Genomic DNA, 22,135 nt, shown 5'->3' with positions numbered 1-22,135 from the left:
CACTGGATACCGAGGGCTTTACTGCATGTCGAAAGAAGACAGCTTCGAAATGGAAGGCACTGTCGTCGACACCCTGCCCAACACCATGTTTCGTGTGGAGTTGGAAAATGGGCACGTCGTAACCGCGCACATCTCCGGCAAGATGCGCAAGAACTACATTCGTATTCTTACCGGTGACAAAGTGCGCGTCGAGCTGACGCCCTATGACTTGAGCAAAGGGCGCATCACTTACCGCGCTCGCTAACAAGTCAATACAAAACGCCCGGCTGATGCCGGGCGTTTTTGTTTGTCCGCGCCAATAATCACCTCACAACCCTGTGGGAGCGAGCCTGCTCGCGATGAGGCCGGCGCATTCGACATTACAGCCAACTGACCCACCGCTTTCGCGAGCAGGCTCGCTCCCACAGGAAATTTGTGGCGGATACAAATCCTGCAGTTATCCAGACCCGGAGGGGCCAGGTGTTTCTGAAGTCAGCAAAAAGGCGCCTTTCGGCGCCTTTTGCTTTTCCTGCGTGTAACGATCAGGCCATTTCAGCCGTGGTTTCGAAGTCGAAGGTCAGCTCGCCGTCCTTGATGTCGATGTGGACCACACCGCCATGTTCGGCCAGTTCGCCAAAGAGGATCTCCTCCGCCAGTGGACGCTTGATCTTGTCCTGGATCAGGCGAGCCATCGGCCGTGCCCCCATCGTCACATCGTAACCACCGGCCGCCAGCCAACTGCGGGCCGCATCGGTGACTTCCAGCAGCACACGCTTGTCTTCGAGCTGCGCCTGAAGTTCGGTAAGGAACTTGTCCACCACACTCTTGATGACCTCATGGCTGAGGCGACCAAACTGGATAATGGTGTCCAGGCGGTTGCGGAATTCAGGCGTGAAGCTCTTCTTGATCACTTCCATCGCATCGGACGAATGGTCCTGATGGGTGAAACCGATCGAAGCGCGAGCCGCGGTTTCGGCGCCGGCGTTGGTGGTCATGATGATGATCACATTGCGGAAATCCGCCTTGCGCCCGTTGTTGTCGGTCAGCGTACCGTGATCCATGACCTGCAGGAGCAGGTTGAAGACTTCCGGATGCGCCTTCTCGATTTCATCGAGCAAGAGCACGCAATGCGGCTGCTTGGTGATGGCCTCGGTCAGCAGGCCGCCCTGGTCGAAACCGACATATCCCGGAGGCGCACCAATCAGACGCGATACGGTGTGACGCTCCATGTACTCGGACATGTCGAAGCGAACCAGCTCGATCCCCATCGCCTTGGCCAATTGCCGTGCGGCCTCGGTCTTGCCGACACCGGTGGGACCTGCGAACAGGAAAGAACCCACTGGTTTGTCCGGCGACTTGAGTCCGGCGCGAGACAACTTGATGGCGGTGGACAGCGAATCGATGGCTGCATCCTGACCGAACACGGTCAGCTTCAGGTCACGCTCCAGATTACGCAGCAGCTCCTTGTCGGAACTGGTGACGTGCTTGGGCGGAATCCGCGCGATTTTCGCCACGATGTCTTCGACCTGTGGCACTTCGATGCGCTTGACGCGCTTCTCCACTGGCTGAAGCCGCTGATAGGCACCCGCCTCGTCGATAACATCAATGGCCTTGTCCGGCATATGCCGGTCATTGATATAGCGCGAGGCCAGCTCAGCAGCGGCGCGCAGGGCTTCATCGCTGTATTCGATATTGTGGTGCAGTTCGAAACGCCCCTTCAGCCCACGCAGGATACCGATGGTGTCTTCCACCGAAGGCTCCGACACATCGACTTTCTGGAAACGCCGGGCCAGGGCACGGTCTTTTTCGAAGATCCCGCGAAATTCCTGGAACGTGGTCGAACCGATGCAACGGATATCACCCGAAGACAGCAGCGGCTTGAGCAGGTTCGAGGCATCCATGACCCCACCGGACGCGGCACCGGCACCAATGATGGTGTGGATTTCGTCGATGAACAGGATCGCCTGCGGACGCTTTTTCAGCTCGCCCAGCAATGCCTTGAAGCGCTTCTCGAAATCACCGCGGTACTTGGTGCCCGCCAGCAAGGCCCCCAGATCGAGGGAATACACCACACTGTTGGCGAGCAGGTCCGGCACCTGGTTATCAACGATGCGCTTGGCCAGGCCTTCGGCGATCGCAGTCTTGCCCACGCCCGCCTCGCCCACCAGCAGCGGATTGTTCTTGCGGCGTCGGGCCAGGATCTGCGCGACCCGCTCGACTTCCGCCTCGCGTCCGACCAGTGGATCGATACGCCCCTGGCGCGCCAGTTCATTCAGATTGCTGGCATAGGCGTCCAGCGGATTGCCCGAAGAAGAAGACTCACCGCCCTCGTCATCCTGCATATCCTGTTCACCTTCGGAGTGATCGCCGTGCCCAGGTACCTTGGAAATGCCATGGGCGATGTAATTGACGACATCGATGCGCGCAACACTCTGCTGCTTGAGCAGAAAAACCGCCTGGCTTTCCTGTTCGCTGAAGATGGCGACCAGCACGTTGGCGCCGGTCACTTCACGCTTACCCGAGCTCTGTACATGAAAGACAGCACGCTGCAGGACACGCTGGAAGCCCAGGGTTGGCTGGGTTTCGCGATCCTCGTCATGAACGGGGATCAATGGCGTGGTGGAGTCGATGAACTCCTGCAAATCATGCTTGAGTTTATCGAGGTTTGCGCCGCAGGCACGCAAAACGGTGGCGGCAGCCTCGTTATCCAATAGGGCCAGCAGCAGGTGCTCGACGGTCATGAATTCATGACGCTTCGAACGAGCCTCCTTGAAGGCAAGATTGAGGGTGACTTCGAGCTCGCGGTTTAACATAGCTTCACCTCATACCCAAGTGGTCGGCGTTAACCGTCCTTCTCGATTTCACAGAGTAGCGGATGCTGGCTTTCCCGGGCGTACTGGTTGACCTGCATGGCCTTCGTCTCGGCGATGTCGCGGGTAAACACTCCACATACTGCCCGTCCCTCTGTATGGACGGCCAGCATGACCTTGGTCGCCAGCTCGCGATTCAGGTTAAAAAACACCTCGAGCACTTCGACGACGAAATCCATCGGTGTGTAGTCATCGTTGAACAAAACCACCTTGTACATCGGTGGCGCCTGTAATGCAGGCTTTGCTTCCTGAACAGCAATGCCTGCGGAATCGTCGTCATGTAGATCCGGGCGATCCTGATTGAATGTTAGTCGAATCTGGCTGATTGCATGCATGGAAAGAAAGGTTCGTTTAGTTGGCAAATACAGTGATGGGGGCGCTTGTAGGCGATTTCAACCACGTTCGCCGGGTCACCTTGACTATCGGGAAAACGGTGTTACAACCAATAGAGCCCATCGTGGGTTAAAAAGGTCCGTGGAATCGATCCTGTTTTCCAAGATTAGCCTGCGGATGGATTGGATGATACTCCACTGACGGAGTGTGTTGCAGAGGGATATGGCCTATGTCGGTCGTCAAGATGAGTGGCAAAGTCAAATGGTTCAACAATGCCAAGGGCTACGGTTTCATTATCGCAAACGGCAGGGATGAAGACCTTTTCGCCCATTACTCGGCGATTCAGATGGATGGCTATAAAACCCTGAGAGCCGGACAACGCGTCACGTTCGAAGTCATCCAGGGGCCCAAGGGCCTGCACGCGGTCAATATTGCACCCGACACCGTCGAAGATACCTCTTGCGCTACCCCCGTCAATGTCATGACCACTGAAGCCCATTGATCGGCACAAGCCTCCCCTGACAACAACAATGCCCGACTCGATCACTCGAGCCGGGCATTTTTTTGCTGACTGCCGATCCGCTTACATGTGCGAGATCAGTGCATCACCGAAGGCCGAGGAAGACAACAGCGTGGCGCCGTCCATCAGGCGCTCGAAGTCATAGGTCACGGTCTTGGCGGAAATCGCGCCATTGGTGCCCTTGATGATCAGGTCGGCCGCTTCGGTCCAGCCCATGTGCCGCAGCATCATTTCCGCCGACAGGATCAGCGAACCCGGGTTGACCTGGTCCTTGCCGGCATACTTGGGTGCCGTGCCGTGGGTGGCTTCGAACATCGCCACGGTGTCGGACAGGTTGGCGCCCGGCGCAATACCAATGCCCCCCACTTCCGCCGCCAGGGCGTCGGAGAGGTAGTCGCCGTTGAGGTTCAGGGTCGCGATCACGTCGTATTCGGCCGGGCGCAGCAGGATTTGCTGGAGCATGGCATCGGCGATGGCGTCCTTGACGATGACGTTCTTGCCGGTTCTCGGGTTCTTGAACTGCATCCAAGGCCCACCGTCGAGCAAGGTCGCGCCGAATTCCTCGGCCGCCACTTCGTAGGCCCACTCCTTGAAGGCACCTTCGGTGAACTTCATGATGTTGCCTTTATGCACGATGGTCAGCGAATCGCGATCGTTATCCACTACATATTGCAAGGCCTTGCGGGCCAGACGCTGAGTGCCCTGCTTGGAAACCGGCTTGACGCCGATGCCGCAATTCTCGTCGAAACGGATCTTGGTAACGCCCATTTCTTCTTTCAGGAACTTGATGACCTTGGTGGCTTCGGGCGAACCGGCTTTCCACTCGATACCGGCGTAGATGTCTTCGGAGTTCTCACGGAAGATCGTCATGTCCACGTCGCCAGGCTTCTTGACCGGGCTTGGCACGCCTTCGAACCAGCGCACCGGACGCAGGCATACATATAAATCGAGCTGCTGGCGCAGGGCGACGTTCAGCGAGCGAATACCACCACCGACCGGCGTGGTCAGCGGGCCCTTGATGGAAACCACGTAGTCTTTGACCGCGTCCAGGGTTTCCTGGGGCAGCCAGGTGTCCTGGTCGTAAACCTGAGTTGCTTTCTCACCGGCGTAGACTTCCATCCAGGAAATCTTGCGCTTGCCGCCATAGGCCTTCTGAACCGCAGCGTCCACCACCTTGATCATGACCGGGCTGATATCGACGCCAATGCCGTCGCCTTCAATGAAGGGGATGATCGGGTTGTCGGGAACATTAAGAGAATGGTCTGCATTGACGGTGATTTTGTCACCGACGGCTGGAACCTGAATCTTTTGATACCCCATGCTGAACTCCATTGCTTGGATTGAACATCTGGCTGCGTTCGAGCGTACCCCAGTTGTATCGGCGCGCAAACCCTACGTTAGGCTCATCCGGGGAAAAGCGTTGCAGTTCGCGGTGTACAACCCTGAAAAACAAGGGAAAAGCGCCAAACGTGAGCATAGTCTGCTCCTCTAGCACTGCGACGTTTAGACCAATGGACGAGTACGCAAGTATATGAACCATCGGCAGATCGCCAGCTACCTATGTATAATGCCGCCGCTGACCACAGGGTCACGACGGCTGATGGCTCTATCACAAGACTTTCGGCCCGTTGAAAGCCGGACCGTTACCGCGGCCCGACCGCTTGACGCTCGACTGATGCACCCAACATCACCGCGAAGAAACCTCGACATTCGACTCACGGATGACTTTGAACGAACGCGCTTACCCGGCGCCCCTCGAGTTTCTGCGCATGCTTTAGCAAAGAAGAGAGTTAATCCGAATATGCCCACCCGCTCGAAGATCATCTACACCTTCACCGACGAAGCTCCCGCCCTCGCCACCTATTCGCTGCTGCCGATCGTCGAAGCCTTTACCGCCTCGGCCGACATCGCCGTGGAAACCCGCGATATCTCCCTTGCAGGGCGCATCCTGGCCAGCTTCCCCGAGCAACTGGGTGACAAAGCCGTCGCCGACCACCTCGCCGAACTGGGCGACCTGGCCGTGACGCCTGAAGCTAACATCATCAAGCTGCCGAACATCAGCGCCTCGGTGCCGCAACTGCAGGCCGCGATCAAGGAATTGCAGGCCCAGGGCTATGCACTGCCGGACTACCCGGAAACTGTGACCAGCGACGCCGAGAAAGACGCACGCGCCCGCTACGACAAGGTCAAGGGCAGCGCCGTGAACCCGGTCCTGCGTGAAGGCAACTCCGACCGCCGCGCACCGCTGTCGGTCAAGAACTACGCGCGCAAGCACCCGCACAAAATGGGCGCCTGGGCAGCCGACTCCAAGTCTCATGTGGCCCACATGAGCACCGGTGATTTCTACGGCAGCGAAAAAGCCGCCCTGATCGACGCCGCCGGCAGCGTGAAAATCGAGCTGATCGCTCAGGACGGCACTGCCACTGTCCTGAAAGAAAAAACCACCGTACAAGCCGGTGAGATCCTCGACTGCGCCGTGATGAGCAAGAACGCCCTGCGCGACTTCATCGCCGCTGAAATCGAAGACGCCAAGCAAAAAGGCGTCCTGCTGTCGGTCCACCTCAAGGCCACCATGATGAAGGTCTCCGACCCGATCATGTTCGGTCAGATCGTCGCCGAGTTCTACAAAGACGCCCTGGCCAAGCACGCACAAGTGCTGGAGCAGATCGGCTTCAACCTGAACAACGGCATCGGCGACCTGTACGCCCGCATCAAGGCCTTGCCGGCCGAGCAGCAGGCGCAGATCGAAGCCGACATCCAGGCGGTCTACGCGGCGCGCCCATCCCTGGCGATGGTCAACTCCGATAAAGGCATCACCAACCTGCACGTACCGAGCGACGTCATCGTCGACGCCTCGATGCCGGCCATGATCCGTGACTCCGGCAAGATGTGGGGCACCGACGGCCAGTTGCACGACACCAAGGCCGTGATCCCGGATCGCTGCTACGCCACCATCTACCAGGCGGTGATCGAAGACTGCAAGCAACACGGTGCCTTCGATCCGACCACCATGGGCAGCGTGCCGAACGTCGGCCTGATGGCCAAGAAAGCCGAAGAATACGGTTCCCACGACAAGACCTTCCAGATCAAGGCCGACGGCGTGGTCCGTGTTTCGGACAATACCGGTCGCACCCTGCTGGAGCAGAACGTCGAGGCGGGCGATATCTTCCGCATGTGCCAGACCAAGGACGCGCCGATCCAGGATTGGGTCAAGCTGGCCGTCAACCGTGCCCGCGCCAGCAGCACCCCGGCGATTTTCTGGCTGGACCCGATGCGCGCCCATGACGGCGTGGTGATCGAGAAAGTCCAGGCCTACCTGAAGAACCACGACACTGCCGGCCTGGACATCCGCATCATGTCGCCGGTCGACGCGATGAAATTCACCCTGGCCCGCACCCGCGAAGGCAAGGACACCATTTCGGTGACCGGCAACGTGCTGCGCGACTACCTGACCGACCTGTTCCCGATCATGGAACTGGGCACCAGCGCCAAGATGCTGTCCATCGTGCCGCTGATGAACGGCGGTGGCCTGTTCGAAACCGGCGCCGGCGGTTCGGCACCCAAGCACGTTCAGCAGTTGCTGGAAGAAAACTTCCTGCGCTGGGATTCCCTGGGCGAGTTCCTGGCCCTGGCCGCGTCCCTCGAACACCTGGGCGTGACCTACAACAACCCTAAAGCCCTGGTGCTGGCCAAGACCCTGGATCAGGCCACCGGTGAGTTCCTGGACCGCAACAAGTCGCCTTCGCGCAAGGTCGGCGGCATCGACAACCGCGGCAGCCACTTCTACCTGACCCTGTTCTGGGCCCAGGCATTGGCCGCGCAAAACGACGACGCAGCCCTCAAGGCCCAGTTCACTGCCCTGGCCAAGACACTGACCGACAACGAAGAAAAAATCGTTGCCGAGCTCAATGCCGTCCAAGGCAAACCGGTGGACATCGGCGGTTACTACTTCGCCAACCCGGAGCTGACCAGCAAGGCCATGCGCCCAAGCAACACCTTCAACGCGGCGATTGCTGCGCTGGTGTAAGGTTGTAAAGGAACACCACAAACCCCGGCCCTGGTGCCGGGGTTTGTGTTTCCAGACACAACGCATCCCCCCGTGGGAGCGAGCCTGCTCGCGATAGCGGTATAACATTCAACACTGACGCTGACTGACACACCGCTATCGCGAGCAGGCTCGCTCCCACATTTGACCGTGTTCAACCTTTGAATCGAGAACGCTTCATGGACTGGAACCCCCACATCACCGTCGCCACCATCGTCGAAGACAACGGCCGTTTCCTGATGGTGGAAGAATCCAAGGGCGGACGAGCGGTGCTCAACCAGCCTGCAGGCCACCTGGACCCGAACGAAACCCTGATCGAAGCCGCCGTGCGCGAAACCCTGGAAGAAACCGGCTGGGACGTCGAACCTACCAGCGTGGTGGGCATTTACCTGTACACCGCCCCCAGTAATGGCGTGACCTACCAACGGGTCTGTTTCGCCGCCAAGGCCTTGAACCACCGTCCGGACTATCCACTGGATGATGGCATCCTGGGCGCCAAGTGGCTGACCCGCAACGAGTTGCTCGAACAGCGTGAACACTGGCGCAGCGAGCTGATCATCCGTTGCATCGACGATTATCTGGCCGGTCATCGCCACAGTCTGACGCTGATCCGTCCTTCTCTTTAGCCTTGCGCGTCCGGGCCTGATAGAATCGCGTCCTTTTTCAAGACACTCATTGAACTGCTATGCGTGATCCAGCCCCTTCTGACACCACCAACAAGCGCGTCATTGTCGGCATGTCCGGCGGCGTGGACTCTTCCGTTTCCGCCCTTCTGCTGATCGAGCAGGGTTATGAGGTGGAAGGCCTGTTCATGAAGAACTGGGAAGAAGACGACGGAACCGAATACTGCACCGCCATGGACGACCTGGCGGACGCCCAGGCCGTCTGCGACAGGATCGGCATCAAGCTGCACACCGCCAACTTCGCCGCCGAGTACTGGGACAACGTGTTCGAGCACTTCCTGGCCGAATACAAGGCCGGCCGTACGCCGAACCCGGACATCCTCTGCAACCGCGAAATCAAGTTCAAGGCGTTCCTCGACTACGCCATGATGCTCGGCGCTGACCTGATCGCTACCGGTCACTATGTGCGCCGCCGCGACATCGACGGCCGCACCGAACTGCTCAAGGGCCTGGACCCGAACAAGGACCAGAGCTACTTCCTGCACGCCGTCGGCGGCGAGCAGATCGCCAAGACCCTGTTCCCGGTGGGCGAGCTGGAAAAGCCGCAAGTGCGCGCGATCGCCGAAAAACACGCCCTGGCCACCGCCAAGAAGAAAGATTCCACCGGCATCTGCTTTATCGGCGAGCGGCGTTTCAGCGACTTCCTCAAGCAGTACCTGCCGGCCCAGCCAGGCGAAATCAAGACCACCGAAGGCGAAGTCATCGGCCGCCATCATGGCCTGATGTACCACACCATCGGCCAGCGCCAGGGCCTGGGCATCGGCGGGCTGAAGGACGCCGGTGAAGAGCCGTGGTACGTACTGGTCAAGGACTTGGAGCACAACGAGCTGATCGTCGGCCAGGGCAACGACCATCCGTGGTTGTTCTCCCGCGCCCTGCTCGCCTCCGACATCTATTGGGTCAACCCGATCGACCTCAGCCAACCGCGCCGTCTGACGGCCAAGGTTCGCTACCGCCAGAGTGATCAGCCCTGCATGCTGGAAAAAACCGCCACGGGCTATCGCGCGACGTTCGATGACCCACAACGAGCAGTCACACCCGGCCAGTCCGTGGTGTTCTACGACGGGGAAATCTGCCTGGGCGGCGGCGTGATCGAAGTCGCAGAGCCCTGGAGCAGCAAGGCATGAGCCCGACCCAGGAGCAACTGACGGCATTGGGCGGTGTGTTTCTCGCCGCCGTGCTGGTGGATCGGATCGCCAAGACCGGCCAGGCAACCGAAGCGGGCCTGAGCTGCATGCTCGGCAGCCTGCTGATTCGTGACCCCAAGGACACACTTGAAGTCTATGGCGGCGATGACCTGAACCTGCGCGAGGGTTATCGCGCACTGATCGGTGCCCTGGAGCGCGACCCCAGCACTCTGCAACGCGAGCCGCTGCGCTACGCCCTGTCGATGCTGGGCCTGGAACGTCAATTGGCCAAGCGCGACGACCTGCTGGATACCATCGGCAATCGCCTGCCGCAGATTCAGTCACAGGTTGAACACTTCGGTTCCGCCCACGAAAACGTCATCGCCGCTTGCGGTGCGCTGTACCAGGACACCCTGAGCACCTTGCGCCAGCGCATCCAGGTACACGGCGACATGCGCAATCTGCAACAACCGAGCAATGCCTCGAAGATCCGCGCCCTGTTACTGGCCGGAATTCGCTCGGCGCGGCTGTGGCGGCAGTTGGGTGGTCATCGCTGGCAGCTGGTGATCAGCCGACGCAAATTGCTGAAAGAGCTTTACCCGTTGATGCGCAACGAATAAGTCGCCTCAACCCGCTTTTTTATATCGTTACGCGTAATACGCCGGTCAGTTGGCGACGGACCGGCGATTGTTTTCATGTATGATACGCGCCCCATTTCGTTGCCCGACTGTCCGAGAACACCCCATGCAGCTTTCTTCGCTCACTGCGGTTTCCCCTGTTGACGGCCGCTACGCCGGCAAAACCCAGGCCCTGCGCCCGATTTTCAGCGAGTACGGCCTGATCCGCGCTCGCGTCCTGGTTGAAGTGCGCTGGCTCCAGCGCCTTGCCGCTCACCCTGGCATTGCCGAAGTCCCGGCGTTTTCCGCGCAAGCCAACGCGGTGCTGAACGCCCTGGCTGAAAACTTTGTGCTGGAGCACGCCGAGCGCGTCAAAGAGATCGAGCGCACCACCAACCACGACGTCAAAGCCATTGAATACCTGCTCAAGGAGCAGGCGGCCAAGCTGCCGGAACTGGCCAACGTCAGCGAATTCATCCACTTTGCCTGCACCAGCGAGGACATCAACAACCTGTCCCACGCCCTGATGCTGCGCGAAGGCCGTGATGACGTGATGCTGCCGCTGATGCGCCAGACCGCCCAGGCCATCCGCGAGTTGGCAATCCGCTTCGCCGACGTTCCGATGCTATCGCGCACCCATGGTCAACCGGCTTCGCCGACCACCCTGGGCAAGGAACTGGCGAACGTGGTGTACCGCCTGGAGCGCCAGATCGCCCAGGTCGCCGCCGTGCCACTGCTGGGCAAGATCAACGGCGCCGTGGGCAACTACAACGCCCACCTGTCGGCCTACCCGGACATCGACTGGGAAGCCAACGCCCGCGCCTTCATCGAAGACGAGCTGGGCCTGAGCTTCAACCCGTACACCACCCAGATCGAGCCGCACGACTACATCGCCGAGCTGTTCGATGCGATCGCCCGTTTCAACACCATCCTGATCGACTTCGACCGTGACATCTGGGGCTACATCTCCCTGGGTTATTTCAAGCAGCGCACCATTGCCGGCGAAATCGGTTCCTCGACCATGCCGCACAAGGTCAACCCGATCGACTTCGAAAACTCCGAAGGCAACCTGGGCATCGCCAACGCGCTGTTCCAGCACCTGGCGAGCAAACTGCCGATCTCCCGCTGGCAGCGCGACCTGACCGACTCCACCGTGCTGCGCAACCTGGGCGTGGGCTTTGCCCACAGCGTCATTGCCTATGAAGCCAGCCTCAAGGGCATCAGCAAGCTGGAACTCAACGAGCAGAAAATCGCCGCCGACCTGGACGCCTGCTGGGAAGTCCTGGCCGAGCCGATCCAGACCGTGATGCGTCGCTACAACATCGAAAACCCGTATGAAAAGCTCAAAGAACTGACCCGTGGCAAGGGCATCAGTCCTGAAGCGTTGCAGACTTTCATTGATGGCCTGGACATGCCTGCCGAGGCCCGCGCCGAGCTGAAAAAGCTCACGCCGGCCAACTACATCGGCAACGCAGTGGCACAAGCCAAGCGCATCTGATCCACCGTTTTGCCCTGAGACGCCCGGCCGCGCCGGGCGTTTTTATTCGCGTCTGAAAAGTATATTTTTTCAATAGGTTACACATGAATCCTGATATTCCTCTGCAACTCCTGGGCGGCATCACGGCACGGGAGTTCCTGCGCGACTACTGGCAGAAAAAACCACTGCTGATCCGCCAGGCGATTCCAGACTTCCAAAGCCCGATCGATGCCGACGAACTGGCCGGCCTGGCCCTGGAAGAAGAAGTCGAATCGCGCTTGGTCATCGAGCACGGCGAACGTCCCTGGGAATTGCGTCGCGGCCCGTTTGCCGAAGACGAATTCAGCAAATTGCCGGAGCGCGAGTGGACCCTGCTGGTGCAGGCTGTCGATCAGTTCGTACCCGAAGTCAGCGAACTGCTGGAAAACTTCCGTTTCCTGCCGAGCTGGCGCATCGACGATGTGATGATCAGCTTCGCCGCCCCGGGTGGCAGCGTCGGCCCGCATTTCGACAATTACGATGTGTTCCTGCTGCAGGGCCATGGCCAGCGCAACTGGAAAATCGGCCAGATGTGCGACTCCGAGAGCCCGCTGCTGCAACACGCCGACCTGCGCATCCTCGCCGACTTCGAAGCCACCGACGAGTGGACCCTGGAACCGGGCGACATGCTTTACCTGCCGCCGCGCCTGGCGCACTGCGGCGTGGCCGTGGATGACTGCATGACCTACTCGGTAGGCTTCCGCGCGCCGAGCGCCGCCGAAGTGCTGACCCACTTCACCGACTTCCTCAGCCAGTTCCTGCCGGACGAAGAACGCTACACCGACGCCGATGCGCGCCCGGTGGCCGACCCGCACCAGATCCAGCACGACGCCCTCGATCGCCTCAAGGGCCTGCTGGCCGAGCACATGAGCGACGAGCGCCTGCTGCTGACCTGGTTCGGCCAGTTCATGACCGAGCCGCGCTACCCGGAGCTGGTGGTAGGCCCGGAACTGGAAGAAGACGACCTGCTGGCCGGCCTGGAACAGGGCGCAGTGATCATCCGCAACCCAAGCGCCCGCCTGGCCTGGTCGGAAGTCGATGATGACCTGCTGCTGTTTGCCAGCGGCCAGAGCCGTTATCTGCCGGGCAAGCTGCGCGACCTGCTGAAAATGATCTGCGCCGCCGATGCCCTGCACAGCGAAAACCTCGGCCCGTGGCTGGCCGACGAAGACGGTCGCGGCCTGATCTGCGAGTTGGTCAAGCAAGGCAGCCTGGGGTTCGCTGATGAATAAAATCCACGTTCGTGTCGCAGACTGGCAAAAGGATAACGCCGAGATCCGGCGCATTCGTGAGACTGTGTTCATTGCCGAGCAATCCGTCCCGCCTGAACTGGAATGGGATGCCGATGACCAGAGCGCGGTGCATTTTCTGGCGTTTGAAGGCGACTTCCCCATCGGCACCGCGCGCCTGTTGACTGACGGCCATATCGGTCGCGTCTCGGTCCTCAAGGACTGGCGCGGCCTGAAGGTGGGTGACGCGCTGATGCACGCCGTGATCGCCGAAGCCGAGAAGCGTGGGCTCAAGCAGCAGATGCTCAGCGCCCAGGTGCATGCCACGCCGTTCTACGAGCGATTGGGCTTTGCGGTGGTCAGCGAGGAGTTCCTGGAAGCCGGGATTCCGCATGTGGACATGGTGCGTCACTCGGGCTGAAACCAAACCCTGTGGCGAGGGGATTTATCCCCGCTGGGCTGCTCCGCAGCCCCCAAATCAATCACTGCGGTGTGTCAGGTTGATGTAATCGGCTTCATTGGGGCTGCTGCGCAGCCCAGCGGGGATAAATCCCCTCGCCACAAGAGCATCATGCAACCACAAAACGCCCCGCCATCCACCGATGCCGGGGCGTTTTGCCGTCTAACATTCAACTTGCCCCACCCCAGGCCGACAAACTGGCAATATCAAGCCTTTGTCTCGCGGAGAATGGACATGTCCTTACGCACCCTGCTCGCCACCCTGCTGCTCGGCTGCAGCCTGTCGGTGATGGCCGCTACTGAAATCGTCCCGCTGAACTACCGAACCAGCGCCGACCTATTGCCGGTGGCGCAGAATTTCATCGGCAAGGACGGCCAGGTCAGCGCCTATGGCAACCAACTGATCGTCAATGCCGAGCCCAGTAAAATCGAGGAGCTCAAGGCATTTCTCGCCCAACTGGACACCGCCCCCAAGCGCCTGCTGATCACGGTCGACACCAACGAAAACAACTTGCAGGGCGACCAGGGCTATTCGATCAACGGCGCCGCTCCCAGCCAGACCCGCATCATCAACCGCAGCACCGCCAGCCGCGAAGGCGGCGTGCAGCAGGTACAAGCCAGCGAAGGCCAGCCGGCGCTGATTCAGGTCGGCCAGAGCGTGCCGTTCACCAGCACCCAGACCGACACCTACGGCCGCCTGCAAAGCCAGACCGAATACCGCAACGTCACCCAAGGCTTTTATGTCACGGCCAGCGTCACCGGCGAGACCGTTCATCTGAACATCAGTACCAACCGTGACCGTATGAGCCAGGAACGTCCCGATGTAGTGAACGTTCAAAGTACCGACACAACGGTCAGCGGCCGCTTGGGTGAATGGATCACCCTGGCCGGGGTCAATCGCCAGACTCAGGCCGATAAACAGGGGCTGAGCCGCAGCTACTCGACCCAAGGCCGGGACGACATGATTCTGCGGGTCAAGGTGGATACCCTGAACTGAAGCACCAAAAACTGACTGACGAGTCGTATTAGACCAAAGATGTAGTGCTATAAAAAAAGCACTACAAAACGTTTGACGAGCCAAAAAACCGAAGGCATGATGGCCTCGCTCCCGCTAATCAGGGGCCCTGGCAAGGGCCTTCGGGTCGACGCTTGCAACTACCCTGCGAGCCGATTCGTGTCTGTACCGCCCACAAGGTGTGTTTGACGAGGTTGCGACTGGAACGAAGTTGTCCCGAGGGACGGAAGCGTAACTAGGTAACCCGGCATCACTCTGAGTTCGTATAAAGGCCCACGACGCCCGAATGCGCCCGCAGTTCGCCTCTACCTGCTCACTTTCCCCTCGAGCCCATCGTTCATCCCGTCGCCTCCCCGCCTGAACCGACTTGACCGTCCAACCCCTGGTCGGCAGGAGCAGGAATTTTCCACCCCAGACCTATGCGACGAGGTTTATCTCCATGGCACTGACACGCGAACAGCAAATTGCAGCCCTTGAAAAAGATTGGGCTGAAAACCCGCGCTGGAAAGGCGTGAAGCGCAATTACTCCGCTGCTGACGTCGTCCGTCTGCGTGGCTCGGTTCAACCTGAGCACACTTTTGCGAAAATGGGCGCCGAGAAACTGTGGAACCTGGTCACCCAGGGCGCCAAGCCAGCCTTCCGTCCCGAGAAAGATTTCGTCAACTGCATGGGCGCCCTGACCGGCGGCCAGGCTGTACAGCAAGTCAAGGCCGGTATCCAGGCGATCTACCTGTCGGGCTGGCAAGTGGCTGCGGACAACAACTCCGCCGAGTCGATGTACCCGGACCAGTCGCTGTACCCGGTGGATTCGGTTCCAACCGTGGTCAAGCGCATCAACAACTCGTTCCGTCGTGCCGACCAGATCCAGTGGAAAGCCGGCAAGAACCCAGGCGACGAAGGCTACATCGACTACTTCGCGCCAATCGTGGCCGACGCTGAAGCCGGTTTCGGCGGTGTACTGAACGCCTACGAGCTGATGAAGAGCATGATCGAAGCAGGCGCCGCCGGCGTTCACTTCGAAGACCAACTGGCTTCGGTGAAGAAATGCGGCCACATGGGCGGCAAAGTATTGGTGCCGACCCAGGAAGCCGTGCAGAAGCTCACCGCTGCCCGCCTGGCCGCCGACGTTGCCGGCGTACCGACCATCATCCTGGCCCGTACCGACGCCAACGCCGCTGACCTGCTGACTTCCGACTGCGACCCGTACGACCAGCCGTTCGTGACCGGCACCCGCACCCAGGAAGGCTTCTACAAGGTTCGCGCCGGTCTCGACCAGGCGATCGCCCGTGGCCTGGCCTACGCGCCGTACGCCGACCTGATCTGGTGCGAAACCGCCAAGCCGGACCTGGACGAGGCGCGTCGCTTCGCCGAAGCGATCAAGAAGGAATACCCGGACCAACTGCTGTCGTACAACTGCTCGCCTTCCTTCAACTGGAAGAAAAACCTGGACGACGCGACCATCGCCAAGTTCCAGCGCGAACTGTCCGCCATGGGCTACAAGCACCAGTTCATCACCCTGGCCGGCATTCACAACATGTGGCACAGCATGTTCAACCTGGCGCACGACTACGCCCGCAACGACATGACCGCCTACGTGAAGCTGCAAGAGCAGGAGTTCGCTGACGCCGCCAAGGGCTACACCTTCGTGGCTCACCAGCAGGAAGTGGGCACTGGCTACTTCGACGACATGACCACCGTGATCCAGGGCGGCACCTCCTCGGTAACCGCGCTGACCGGCTCCACCGAAGAAGAGCAGTTCCACTGATCCTCGGCATGCCTTGAGTCAACGGCCCTTGCGGACCGAATAAAAGCTAACCGCAAAGCCGACGTTCTACAGCCCCGACTGGTTCGGGGCTTTTTTTCGCCGTTTTTCCAGCTTTCACCAACCGTTGATCGTCAAGGCCATGCGGGTTTTTGGTATGAGTGGGGATCGGAACGACCATTGCTGGAATTACCAGTTGGGGCATGGCCGCCAGAGCCCCCCCCCTTTCACACCTTGAAGTGACTGACCAACTGCTGCAACTGGTTACCCAGGCGCGCCAATTCGATGCTGGAGGCTGCGGTTTCTTCGCTGGCTGAGGCGGTCTGTTCGGATACATCGCGCACACTCAGGACACTGCGACTGATTTCCTCGGCCACCGAGCTTTGTTGCACCGCGGCGGCGGCAATCTGTTGGTTCATGGCCTGAATGCCAGAAACCGCCTGGGTGATGTTGCCCAGGGATGTGCCGGCCTTGCATGCCAATTCCACGCTGCTGTCGGTCAGTTCACGGCTGCTCTGCATAATGCTCGATACCTGACGCGTGCCGCTCTGCAAGCCCGCCACCAGGCTCTCAATCTCTTCGGTGGAATGCTGGGTACGCTGGGCCAGCCCACGTACTTCGTCGGCGACCACGGCAAAACCGCGCCCGGCGTCACCCGCGCGAGCGGCCTCAATGGCGGCGTTAAGGGCCAGCAAGTTGGTCTGCTCAGCCACCGCCCTGATCACGTCCATGATCTTGCCGATGCGACCGCTTTCTTGCTCCAGCTCGTTCATGGCGTCGACTGAGCGCCCGACCTCGCTGGCCAAGCGCTCGATCTGAACGATGGCTTGCGCGACCACCTGGTCGCCAATACGGGCTTGCGCATCGGCCTCTGAGGCGGCTGCGCGAGCCTGTTCGGCATTACGCGCGACTTCATGCACGGTAACCGACATTTCGTGCATGGCGGTCGCCACCTGATCGGTCTCGATCTTCTGACTATTGACCCCGGCACTGGTCTGCTCAGTAACAGCCGATAGCTCTTCGGCGGCACTGGCGATTTGGGTGACACCATCGCGGATGCCACCGATCAGGTCGCGCAAGGTGCTGCCCATACGCTGAATACCCTGCTGCAAGACACCCAGCTCATCACGACGAGTCACGATCATGTGTTGCGTGAGGTCGCCTGCCGCAATGCGATCGACCACAGCCAATGTGTCTTGCAACGGCCGTGTAATCTGGCGGGTGATGATCAGGGCGGCGAAAATCCCCAACAACATCGCCAAGGCAGTACAGCTCAGCTGCAGAATGCGAGCCTGGGCGCTGTCTTCGTCACGGGAAACCAGTTGGCTGGCATACATTTCGTCAGACAGACGGGTGATGGTTTCACCCAAATCGGTGGTGTCCTGCACAGCCTTGCCTATGGCCTGATTACTGGCCGTGAAGTCCTGTACCGAACGACGGTAAGCAATCAGCGCGGTTTCCAACTGCTTGATGGTGTCGGCATAGGTTGGGCCGAAAGCGCTGTTGAGCGCTTCGATGCTCTTGAACGCATTTTCGAGCTGGCGGGTGGCGGCTTGTTCGGTGGCGCTATTGGGGTTGCCGGTATAGCCACGCACTTCATAACGCACCAGCGCCACGTCCTCTTTGGCCTTGAGAATAAGCTTGTAAAGGTCAAAGCGGCGCTCATCCGAGGCGGGCAGTGCTTCCACGTCAGCGATGACCCTGGCAATCAGCGCGGCGCCCTTGACCGCATTGACGCCCATTTCCTTACGCATGGCTGCGTCATTGCGATAAGCCTCGCGCATCGTATTGAGTGCCACTTGATACTGCGTGCTGGCCTGCTCGATCAGGGCAAGTTTCTTCAGGTTTTCCGGTTTTCTCAGTTCTTTGGCGAGGCTTTTCTGCTGGGCGACAAACTGCTCCAGCGACGCTTGGATCAATGCACCTTTTTGTTCATCACCCCGGTCCAACTGGTACTGCAAGCGAGCTCTGCGCAGGTGATCAAGGCGGTTACCCAGTTCGGTAATGCTGGTCATTCGATCCGTGCGCTCGATCATTTTTCCCAGGCTGAACCAGCCGGTCGCGGCGAGAATAGCGGTCAGAAGCAGCACAACAGCAAAGCCCAAAGCCAGCTTGAGCATAACGCTCATATTCGCGATCCAAGAGTTCATGACTTTCCTTTGGTATCAGCCACGAACGATGAAACTGACGCGGCTATCTAAGAAGGGGCCGAAAATCTAACCAGTATTGATATAGATGATTAGATGAATGAAGCATAAAGATAGCCATTTGATATCACCTCTTCAAGACCTTAAACCCAACCTCGTGCCGTTTTTTGCTCGCACGACGCTGGTCGCTTAAACACGAAATACCCTGGCCATAGGATCTGCGCGGGGCTAGCTGAGCGACATTGATCGGACGCCCACGGCTTTTTTGAGCCGTTTTTTTTCAAGCAATCTACTCTGTAGGAGCTAGCCTGCATCTGTGGGTGCCAAGCTTGCCCGTAATGAACGATTGCGCAGTCTGCCTCGGGACAGCGTTGCCGGCATCGCGAGCAAGCTTGGCTCCCACAGGAGCAGTCCCCATGCAGATCCAACCTTCACCGAGCCCGCCCCCCAAAAAAACTGCGGCGCACGGTTAGAAAAATTGATCGAACGCAGTATTGGGCAGTCCGAAAAGGAGTAAAACGTCCGACGCTGACAATTGCAGTAGCGGCAATGTAAGGCTGCCCCTCGGACACAACACTAAGTGCGTAGCAGAAAGGCCGCCACAGATAATAATAATTATCATTTGAAAGCCATTATCATTGTTGCATTCCGCACGAAATATTATTGATCAACAGCCGGCCAACGCCCACGGGGCCGGGGCCGCAGGGTCCTGGAGGTACGCTATGTGCTTATTCCAATAAATAATTTCGCTATAGGAATTTTACTTGCCCGGTGTTTAGCCATAAAATCACCGCGATTGATTGCTGCGACATATCGTCACTGCGTTATTTCTTTTCAAGCTCAGAGACCTTTGCTCTCTGTTAAGGATTTCCAGCATGCCCGAAGCGACAGGACTCATGGCCCACAACTGGGGCTTTGCCATTTTCCTTCTGGGCGTTGTCGGCCTGTGTGCCTTCATGCTCGGCGTGTCGAGCCTGCTCGGGTCAAAAGCCTGGGGCCGCAGCAAAAATGAACCGTTCGAGTCCGGCATGCTGCCTACCGGTGGCGCCCGCTTGCGGCTCTCAGCCAAATTCTATCTGGTCGCGATGCTCTTCGTGATCTTCGATATCGAAGCCCTCTTTCTCTTTGCATGGTCTGTGTCCGTCCGCGAAAGCGGCTGGACCGGATTCGTCGAAGCTCTCGTTTTCATAGCAATTCTGTTGGCAGGTCTTGTCTACCTTTGGCGGGTGGGGGCTCTTGATTGGGCTCCGGAAGGTCGTCGTAAGCGGCAAGCGAAGCTGAAACAATGAGGCTTTGGCAATGCAATACAATCTCACCAGGATCGACCCCGATGCTCCTAACGAGCAGTATCCGATTGGCGAGCGGGAAACCGTTTCCGATCCGTTAGAAGATCAAGTCCACAAAAACATCTTCATGGGCAAGCTCGAAGACGTGCTGAACAGCACGGTCAACTGGGGTCGCAAGAACTCCCTGTGGCCGTACAACTTCGGCCTTTCGTGCTGCTACGTGGAAATGACCACCGCCTTCACGGCGCCCCACGACATCGCGCGCTTTGGCGCCGAGGTGATCCGGGCATCGCCGCGCCAGGCGGATTTCATGGTTATTGCCGGGACCTGCTTCATCAAGATGGCGCCGATCATCCAGCGTCTCTACGAGCAAATGCTCGAACCGAAGTGGGTTATCTCCATGGGTTCGTGCGCCAACTCCGGTGGCATGTACGACATCTATTCCGTCGTTCAAGGGGTGGACAAGTTCCTGCCCGTGGACGTCTACGTGCCTGGCTGCCCGCCTCGCCCTGAAGCTTTCCTGCAAGGCTTGATGCTGTTGCAGGAGTCGATTGGCCAGGAGCGTCGCCCACTGTCCTGGGTCGTTGGTGATCAAGGCGTCTATCGCGCCGAGATGCCATCGCAAAAGGAACAGCGTCGCGAACAGCGTATCGCAGTCACCAACCTGCGCAGCCCCGACGAAGTCTGATCCAGCTCTGCTCTGCATAAGAAACGAGAACCTGGCTTCATTCTTTACGTTGACCGAAAGCGATAAATAACCATGACTACAGGCAGTGCTCTGTACATCCCGCCTTACAAGGCAGACGACCAGGATGTGGTCGTCGAACTGAACAACCGTTTTGGCCCCGAGGCGTTCACCGCCCAGCCGACCCGCACCGGCATGCCGGTGCTTTGGGTTGCCCGCGCCAAACTCGTCGAAGTCCTGACTTTCCTGCGCAACCTGCCCAAGCCGTACGTCATGCTCTATGACTTGCATGGCGTGGATGAGCGTCTGCGCACCAAGCGTCAAGGGCTGCCCGACGGCGTCGATTTCACCGTGTTCTATCACCTGATGTCGATCGAGCGTAATAGTGACGTGATGATCAAGGTCGCCTTGTCCGAGAGCGACCTCAGCGTGCCGACCGTGACCGGTATCTGGCCGAACGCCAACTGGTACGAACGTGAAGTGTGGGACATGTTCGGGATCGATTTCCCCGGCCACCCGCACCTGACGCGCATCATGATGCCGCCGACCTGGGAAGGTCACCCGCTGCGCAAGGACTTCCCGGCCCGCGCCACCGAGTTCGATCCGTTCAGCCTGTCCCTGGCCAAGCAACAGCTCGAGGAAGAAGCCGCGCGCTTCAAGCCGGAAGACTGGGGCATGAAACGCTCCGGGGCGAACGAGGACTACATGTTCCTCAACCTGGGCCCGAACCACCCTTCGGCCCACGGTGCATTCCGCATCATCCTGCAGCTGGACGGCGAAGAGATCGTCGACTGCGTCCCGGACATCGGCTACCACCACCGTGGCGCCGAGAAAATGGGCGAGCGCCAGTCCTGGCACAGCTACATTCCCTACACCGACCGCATCGATTACCTCGGCGGCGTGATGAACAACCTGCCGTACGTGCTTTCGGTCGAGAAACTGGCCGGGATCAAGGTGCCGGAAAAGGTCGACGTCATCCGCATCATGATGGCCGAGTTCTTCCGGATCACCAGCCACCTGCTGTTCCTGGGTACCTACATCCAGGACGTTGGCGCCATGACCCCGGTGTTCTTCACCTTCACCGACCGCCAGAAGGCCTACACGGTGATCGAAGCCATCACCGGTTTCCGCCTGCACCCGGCCTGGTACCGCATCGGTGGGGTTGCCCACGACCTGCCGCGGGGCTGGGAAAAGCTGGTCAAGGATTTCGTCGAATGGATGCCCAAGCGCCTGGACGAATACACCAAGGCCGCCTTGCAGAACAGCATCCTCAAGGGCCGTACCATCGGGGTCGCCGCCTACAACACCAAAGAGGCCCTGGAATGGGGTGTCACCGGTGCGGGCCTGCGTTCCACCGGTTGCGACTTCGACCTGCGCAAGGCGCGTCCTTACTCCGGCTATGAAAACTTCGAATTCGAAGTACCGCTGGCAGTCAATGGTGATGCCTATGACCGCTGCATGGTTCGCGTCGAGGAGATGCGCCAGAGCATCAAGATCATCGACCAGTGCATGCGCAACATGCCGGAAGGCCCGTACAAGGCGGATCACCCGCTGACCACGCCGCCGCCCAAAGAGCGCACGCTGCAACACATCGAGACCCTGATCACGCACTTCCTGCAGGTTTCGTGGGGCCCGGTCATGCCGGCCAACGAGTCCTTCCAGATGATCGAAGCGACCAAGGGCATCAACAGTTATTACCTGACGAGCGACGGCGGCACCATGAGCTACCGCACCCGGATTCGCACCCCAAGCTTCCCACACCTGCAGCAGATCCCTTCGGTGATCAAAGGCAGCATGGTCGCGGATATGATTGCGTACCTGGGTAGTATCGATTTCGTTATGGCCGACGTGGACCGCTAAGC

Annotated in this window: 18 protein-coding genes and 1 pseudogene; 14 read left to right on the top strand and 5 right to left on the bottom strand. The window is 59.4% G+C overall.

Translation table 11 applies throughout. From position 1 onward, the window contains the following. The first annotated feature begins 25 nt into the window (after nt 1-25). Nucleotides 26-244: a translation initiation factor IF-1 gene (gene infA, locus CRX69_RS15730; protein WP_002553999.1), complete on the top strand. Its 219-nt coding sequence runs from the start codon at nt 26-28 to the stop codon at nt 242-244. Nucleotides 245-521: 277 nt separating this feature from the next. Here the strand turns inward: infA and clpA are convergent, their stop codons facing one another. Further along, the gene (gene clpA / locus CRX69_RS15725) at nt 522-2,792 is read right to left on the bottom strand and encodes an ATP-dependent Clp protease ATP-binding subunit ClpA (RefSeq protein ID WP_047227721.1); all 2,271 of its coding nucleotides are present in this window, start codon (nt 2,790-2,792) and stop codon (nt 522-524) included. A 29-nt stretch (nt 2,793-2,821) separates the two neighbouring features. Next, a complete protein-coding gene (gene clpS, locus CRX69_RS15720; RefSeq protein ID WP_015094394.1) occupies nt 2,822-3,184 on the bottom strand; it encodes an ATP-dependent Clp protease adapter ClpS in 363 nt (120 codons plus the stop codon). Nucleotides 3,185-3,411: 227 nt separating this feature from the next. Here clpS and cspD point away from each other — a divergent pair, with 227 nt between their 5' ends. After that, entirely contained in the window at nt 3,412-3,684 is a 273-nt protein-coding gene (gene cspD / locus CRX69_RS15715; protein ID WP_107322299.1) for a cold shock domain-containing protein CspD, read from the top strand. An 81-nt stretch (nt 3,685-3,765) separates the two neighbouring features. Here the strand turns inward: cspD and icd are convergent, their stop codons facing one another. Further along, the gene (gene icd, locus CRX69_RS15710) at nt 3,766-5,022 is read right to left on the bottom strand and encodes an NADP-dependent isocitrate dehydrogenase (protein WP_047227723.1); all 1,257 of its coding nucleotides are present in this window, start codon (nt 5,020-5,022) and stop codon (nt 3,766-3,768) included. Between the two features lie 481 nt (nt 5,023-5,503). Between icd and CRX69_RS15705 the strand changes: the two genes are divergently transcribed. The 9 genes from CRX69_RS15705 to aceA all read left to right on the top strand — a co-directional run bounded on the left by CRX69_RS15705 (nt 5,504) and on the right by aceA (nt 16,158). Next, nucleotides 5,504-7,729, top strand: coding sequence for an NADP-dependent isocitrate dehydrogenase (locus tag CRX69_RS15705; RefSeq protein WP_047227724.1), 2,226 nt, complete (start codon nt 5,504-5,506; stop codon nt 7,727-7,729). A 197-nt stretch (nt 7,730-7,926) separates the two neighbouring features. Continuing rightward, on the top strand, nt 7,927-8,373 hold the full coding sequence (locus CRX69_RS15695) for an NUDIX hydrolase (protein ID WP_047227725.1): 447 nt from the start codon (nt 7,927-7,929) through the stop codon (nt 8,371-8,373). Nucleotides 8,374-8,432: 59 nt separating this feature from the next. After that, nucleotides 8,433-9,557 carry a tRNA 2-thiouridine(34) synthase MnmA gene (mnmA, locus tag CRX69_RS15690; RefSeq protein ID WP_047227726.1) on the top strand — a complete coding sequence of 375 codons (1,125 nt, stop codon included), beginning with the start codon at nt 8,433-8,435 and terminating at the stop codon, nt 9,555-9,557. Continuing rightward, on the top strand, nt 9,554-10,177 hold the full coding sequence (gene hflD / locus CRX69_RS15685; RefSeq protein WP_107322297.1) for a high frequency lysogenization protein HflD: 624 nt from the start codon (nt 9,554-9,556) through the stop codon (nt 10,175-10,177). The genes mnmA and hflD overlap by 4 nt, the downstream gene beginning before the upstream one ends. A gap of 124 nt (nt 10,178-10,301) precedes the next feature. After that, nucleotides 10,302-11,672: an adenylosuccinate lyase gene (gene purB / locus CRX69_RS15680; RefSeq protein ID WP_107322296.1), complete on the top strand. Its 1,371-nt coding sequence runs from the start codon at nt 10,302-10,304 to the stop codon at nt 11,670-11,672. Nucleotides 11,673-11,755: 83 nt separating this feature from the next. Then, nucleotides 11,756-12,922: a ribosomal protein uL16 3-hydroxylase gene (locus CRX69_RS15675; protein WP_047227729.1), complete on the top strand. Its 1,167-nt coding sequence runs from the start codon at nt 11,756-11,758 to the stop codon at nt 12,920-12,922. Then, complete coding sequence (locus tag CRX69_RS15670) at nt 12,915-13,340, top strand: GNAT family N-acetyltransferase (RefSeq protein WP_047227730.1); 426 nt, start codon at nt 12,915-12,917, stop codon at nt 13,338-13,340. The genes CRX69_RS15675 and CRX69_RS15670 overlap by 8 nt, the downstream gene beginning before the upstream one ends. Nucleotides 13,341-13,613: 273 nt before the next feature. Beyond that, a complete protein-coding gene (locus tag CRX69_RS15665; RefSeq protein ID WP_047227731.1) occupies nt 13,614-14,375 on the top strand; it encodes a secretin N-terminal domain-containing protein in 762 nt (253 codons plus the stop codon). A 457-nt stretch (nt 14,376-14,832) separates the two neighbouring features. Next, nucleotides 14,833-16,158: an isocitrate lyase gene (gene aceA / locus CRX69_RS15660; protein ID WP_014337679.1), complete on the top strand. Its 1,326-nt coding sequence runs from the start codon at nt 14,833-14,835 to the stop codon at nt 16,156-16,158. A 224-nt stretch (nt 16,159-16,382) separates the two neighbouring features. Here the strand turns inward: aceA and CRX69_RS28265 are convergent, their stop codons facing one another. Both CRX69_RS28265 and CRX69_RS28260 read right to left on the bottom strand, forming a co-directional pair. Next, nucleotides 16,383-17,087 (bottom strand): methyl-accepting chemotaxis protein, encoded by a 705-nt coding sequence (locus CRX69_RS28265; RefSeq protein ID WP_409078013.1) that lies wholly within the window; start codon nt 17,085-17,087, stop codon nt 16,383-16,385. Nucleotides 17,088-17,285: 198 nt separating this feature from the next. Then, a pseudogene (locus CRX69_RS28260) lies at nt 17,286-18,170 on the bottom strand (methyl-accepting chemotaxis protein); the annotation flags it as partial. 1,007 nt (nt 18,171-19,177) lie between these two features. Here CRX69_RS28260 and CRX69_RS15650 point away from each other — a divergent pair. From CRX69_RS15650 to nuoC, 3 genes are all read left to right on the top strand, one after another. Continuing rightward, the gene (locus CRX69_RS15650) at nt 19,178-19,591 is read left to right on the top strand and encodes an NADH-quinone oxidoreductase subunit A (protein WP_011062185.1); all 414 of its coding nucleotides are present in this window, start codon (nt 19,178-19,180) and stop codon (nt 19,589-19,591) included. A 10-nt stretch (nt 19,592-19,601) separates the two neighbouring features. Beyond that, nucleotides 19,602-20,276, top strand: coding sequence for a NuoB/complex I 20 kDa subunit family protein (locus CRX69_RS15645; protein ID WP_024779314.1), 675 nt, complete (start codon nt 19,602-19,604; stop codon nt 20,274-20,276). A 72-nt stretch (nt 20,277-20,348) separates the two neighbouring features. Then, on the top strand, nt 20,349-22,133 hold the full coding sequence (nuoC, locus tag CRX69_RS15640; RefSeq protein ID WP_047227734.1) for an NADH-quinone oxidoreductase subunit C/D: 1,785 nt from the start codon (nt 20,349-20,351) through the stop codon (nt 22,131-22,133). Nucleotides 22,134-22,135: the final 2 nt, after the last annotated feature.

The organism is Pseudomonas rhizophila, assembly GCF_003033885.1.
GTDB classification, from domain to species: domain Bacteria; phylum Pseudomonadota; class Gammaproteobacteria; order Pseudomonadales; family Pseudomonadaceae; genus Aquipseudomonas; species Aquipseudomonas rhizophila.
This window is presented reverse-complemented; position numbering and strand designations above follow the sequence as displayed.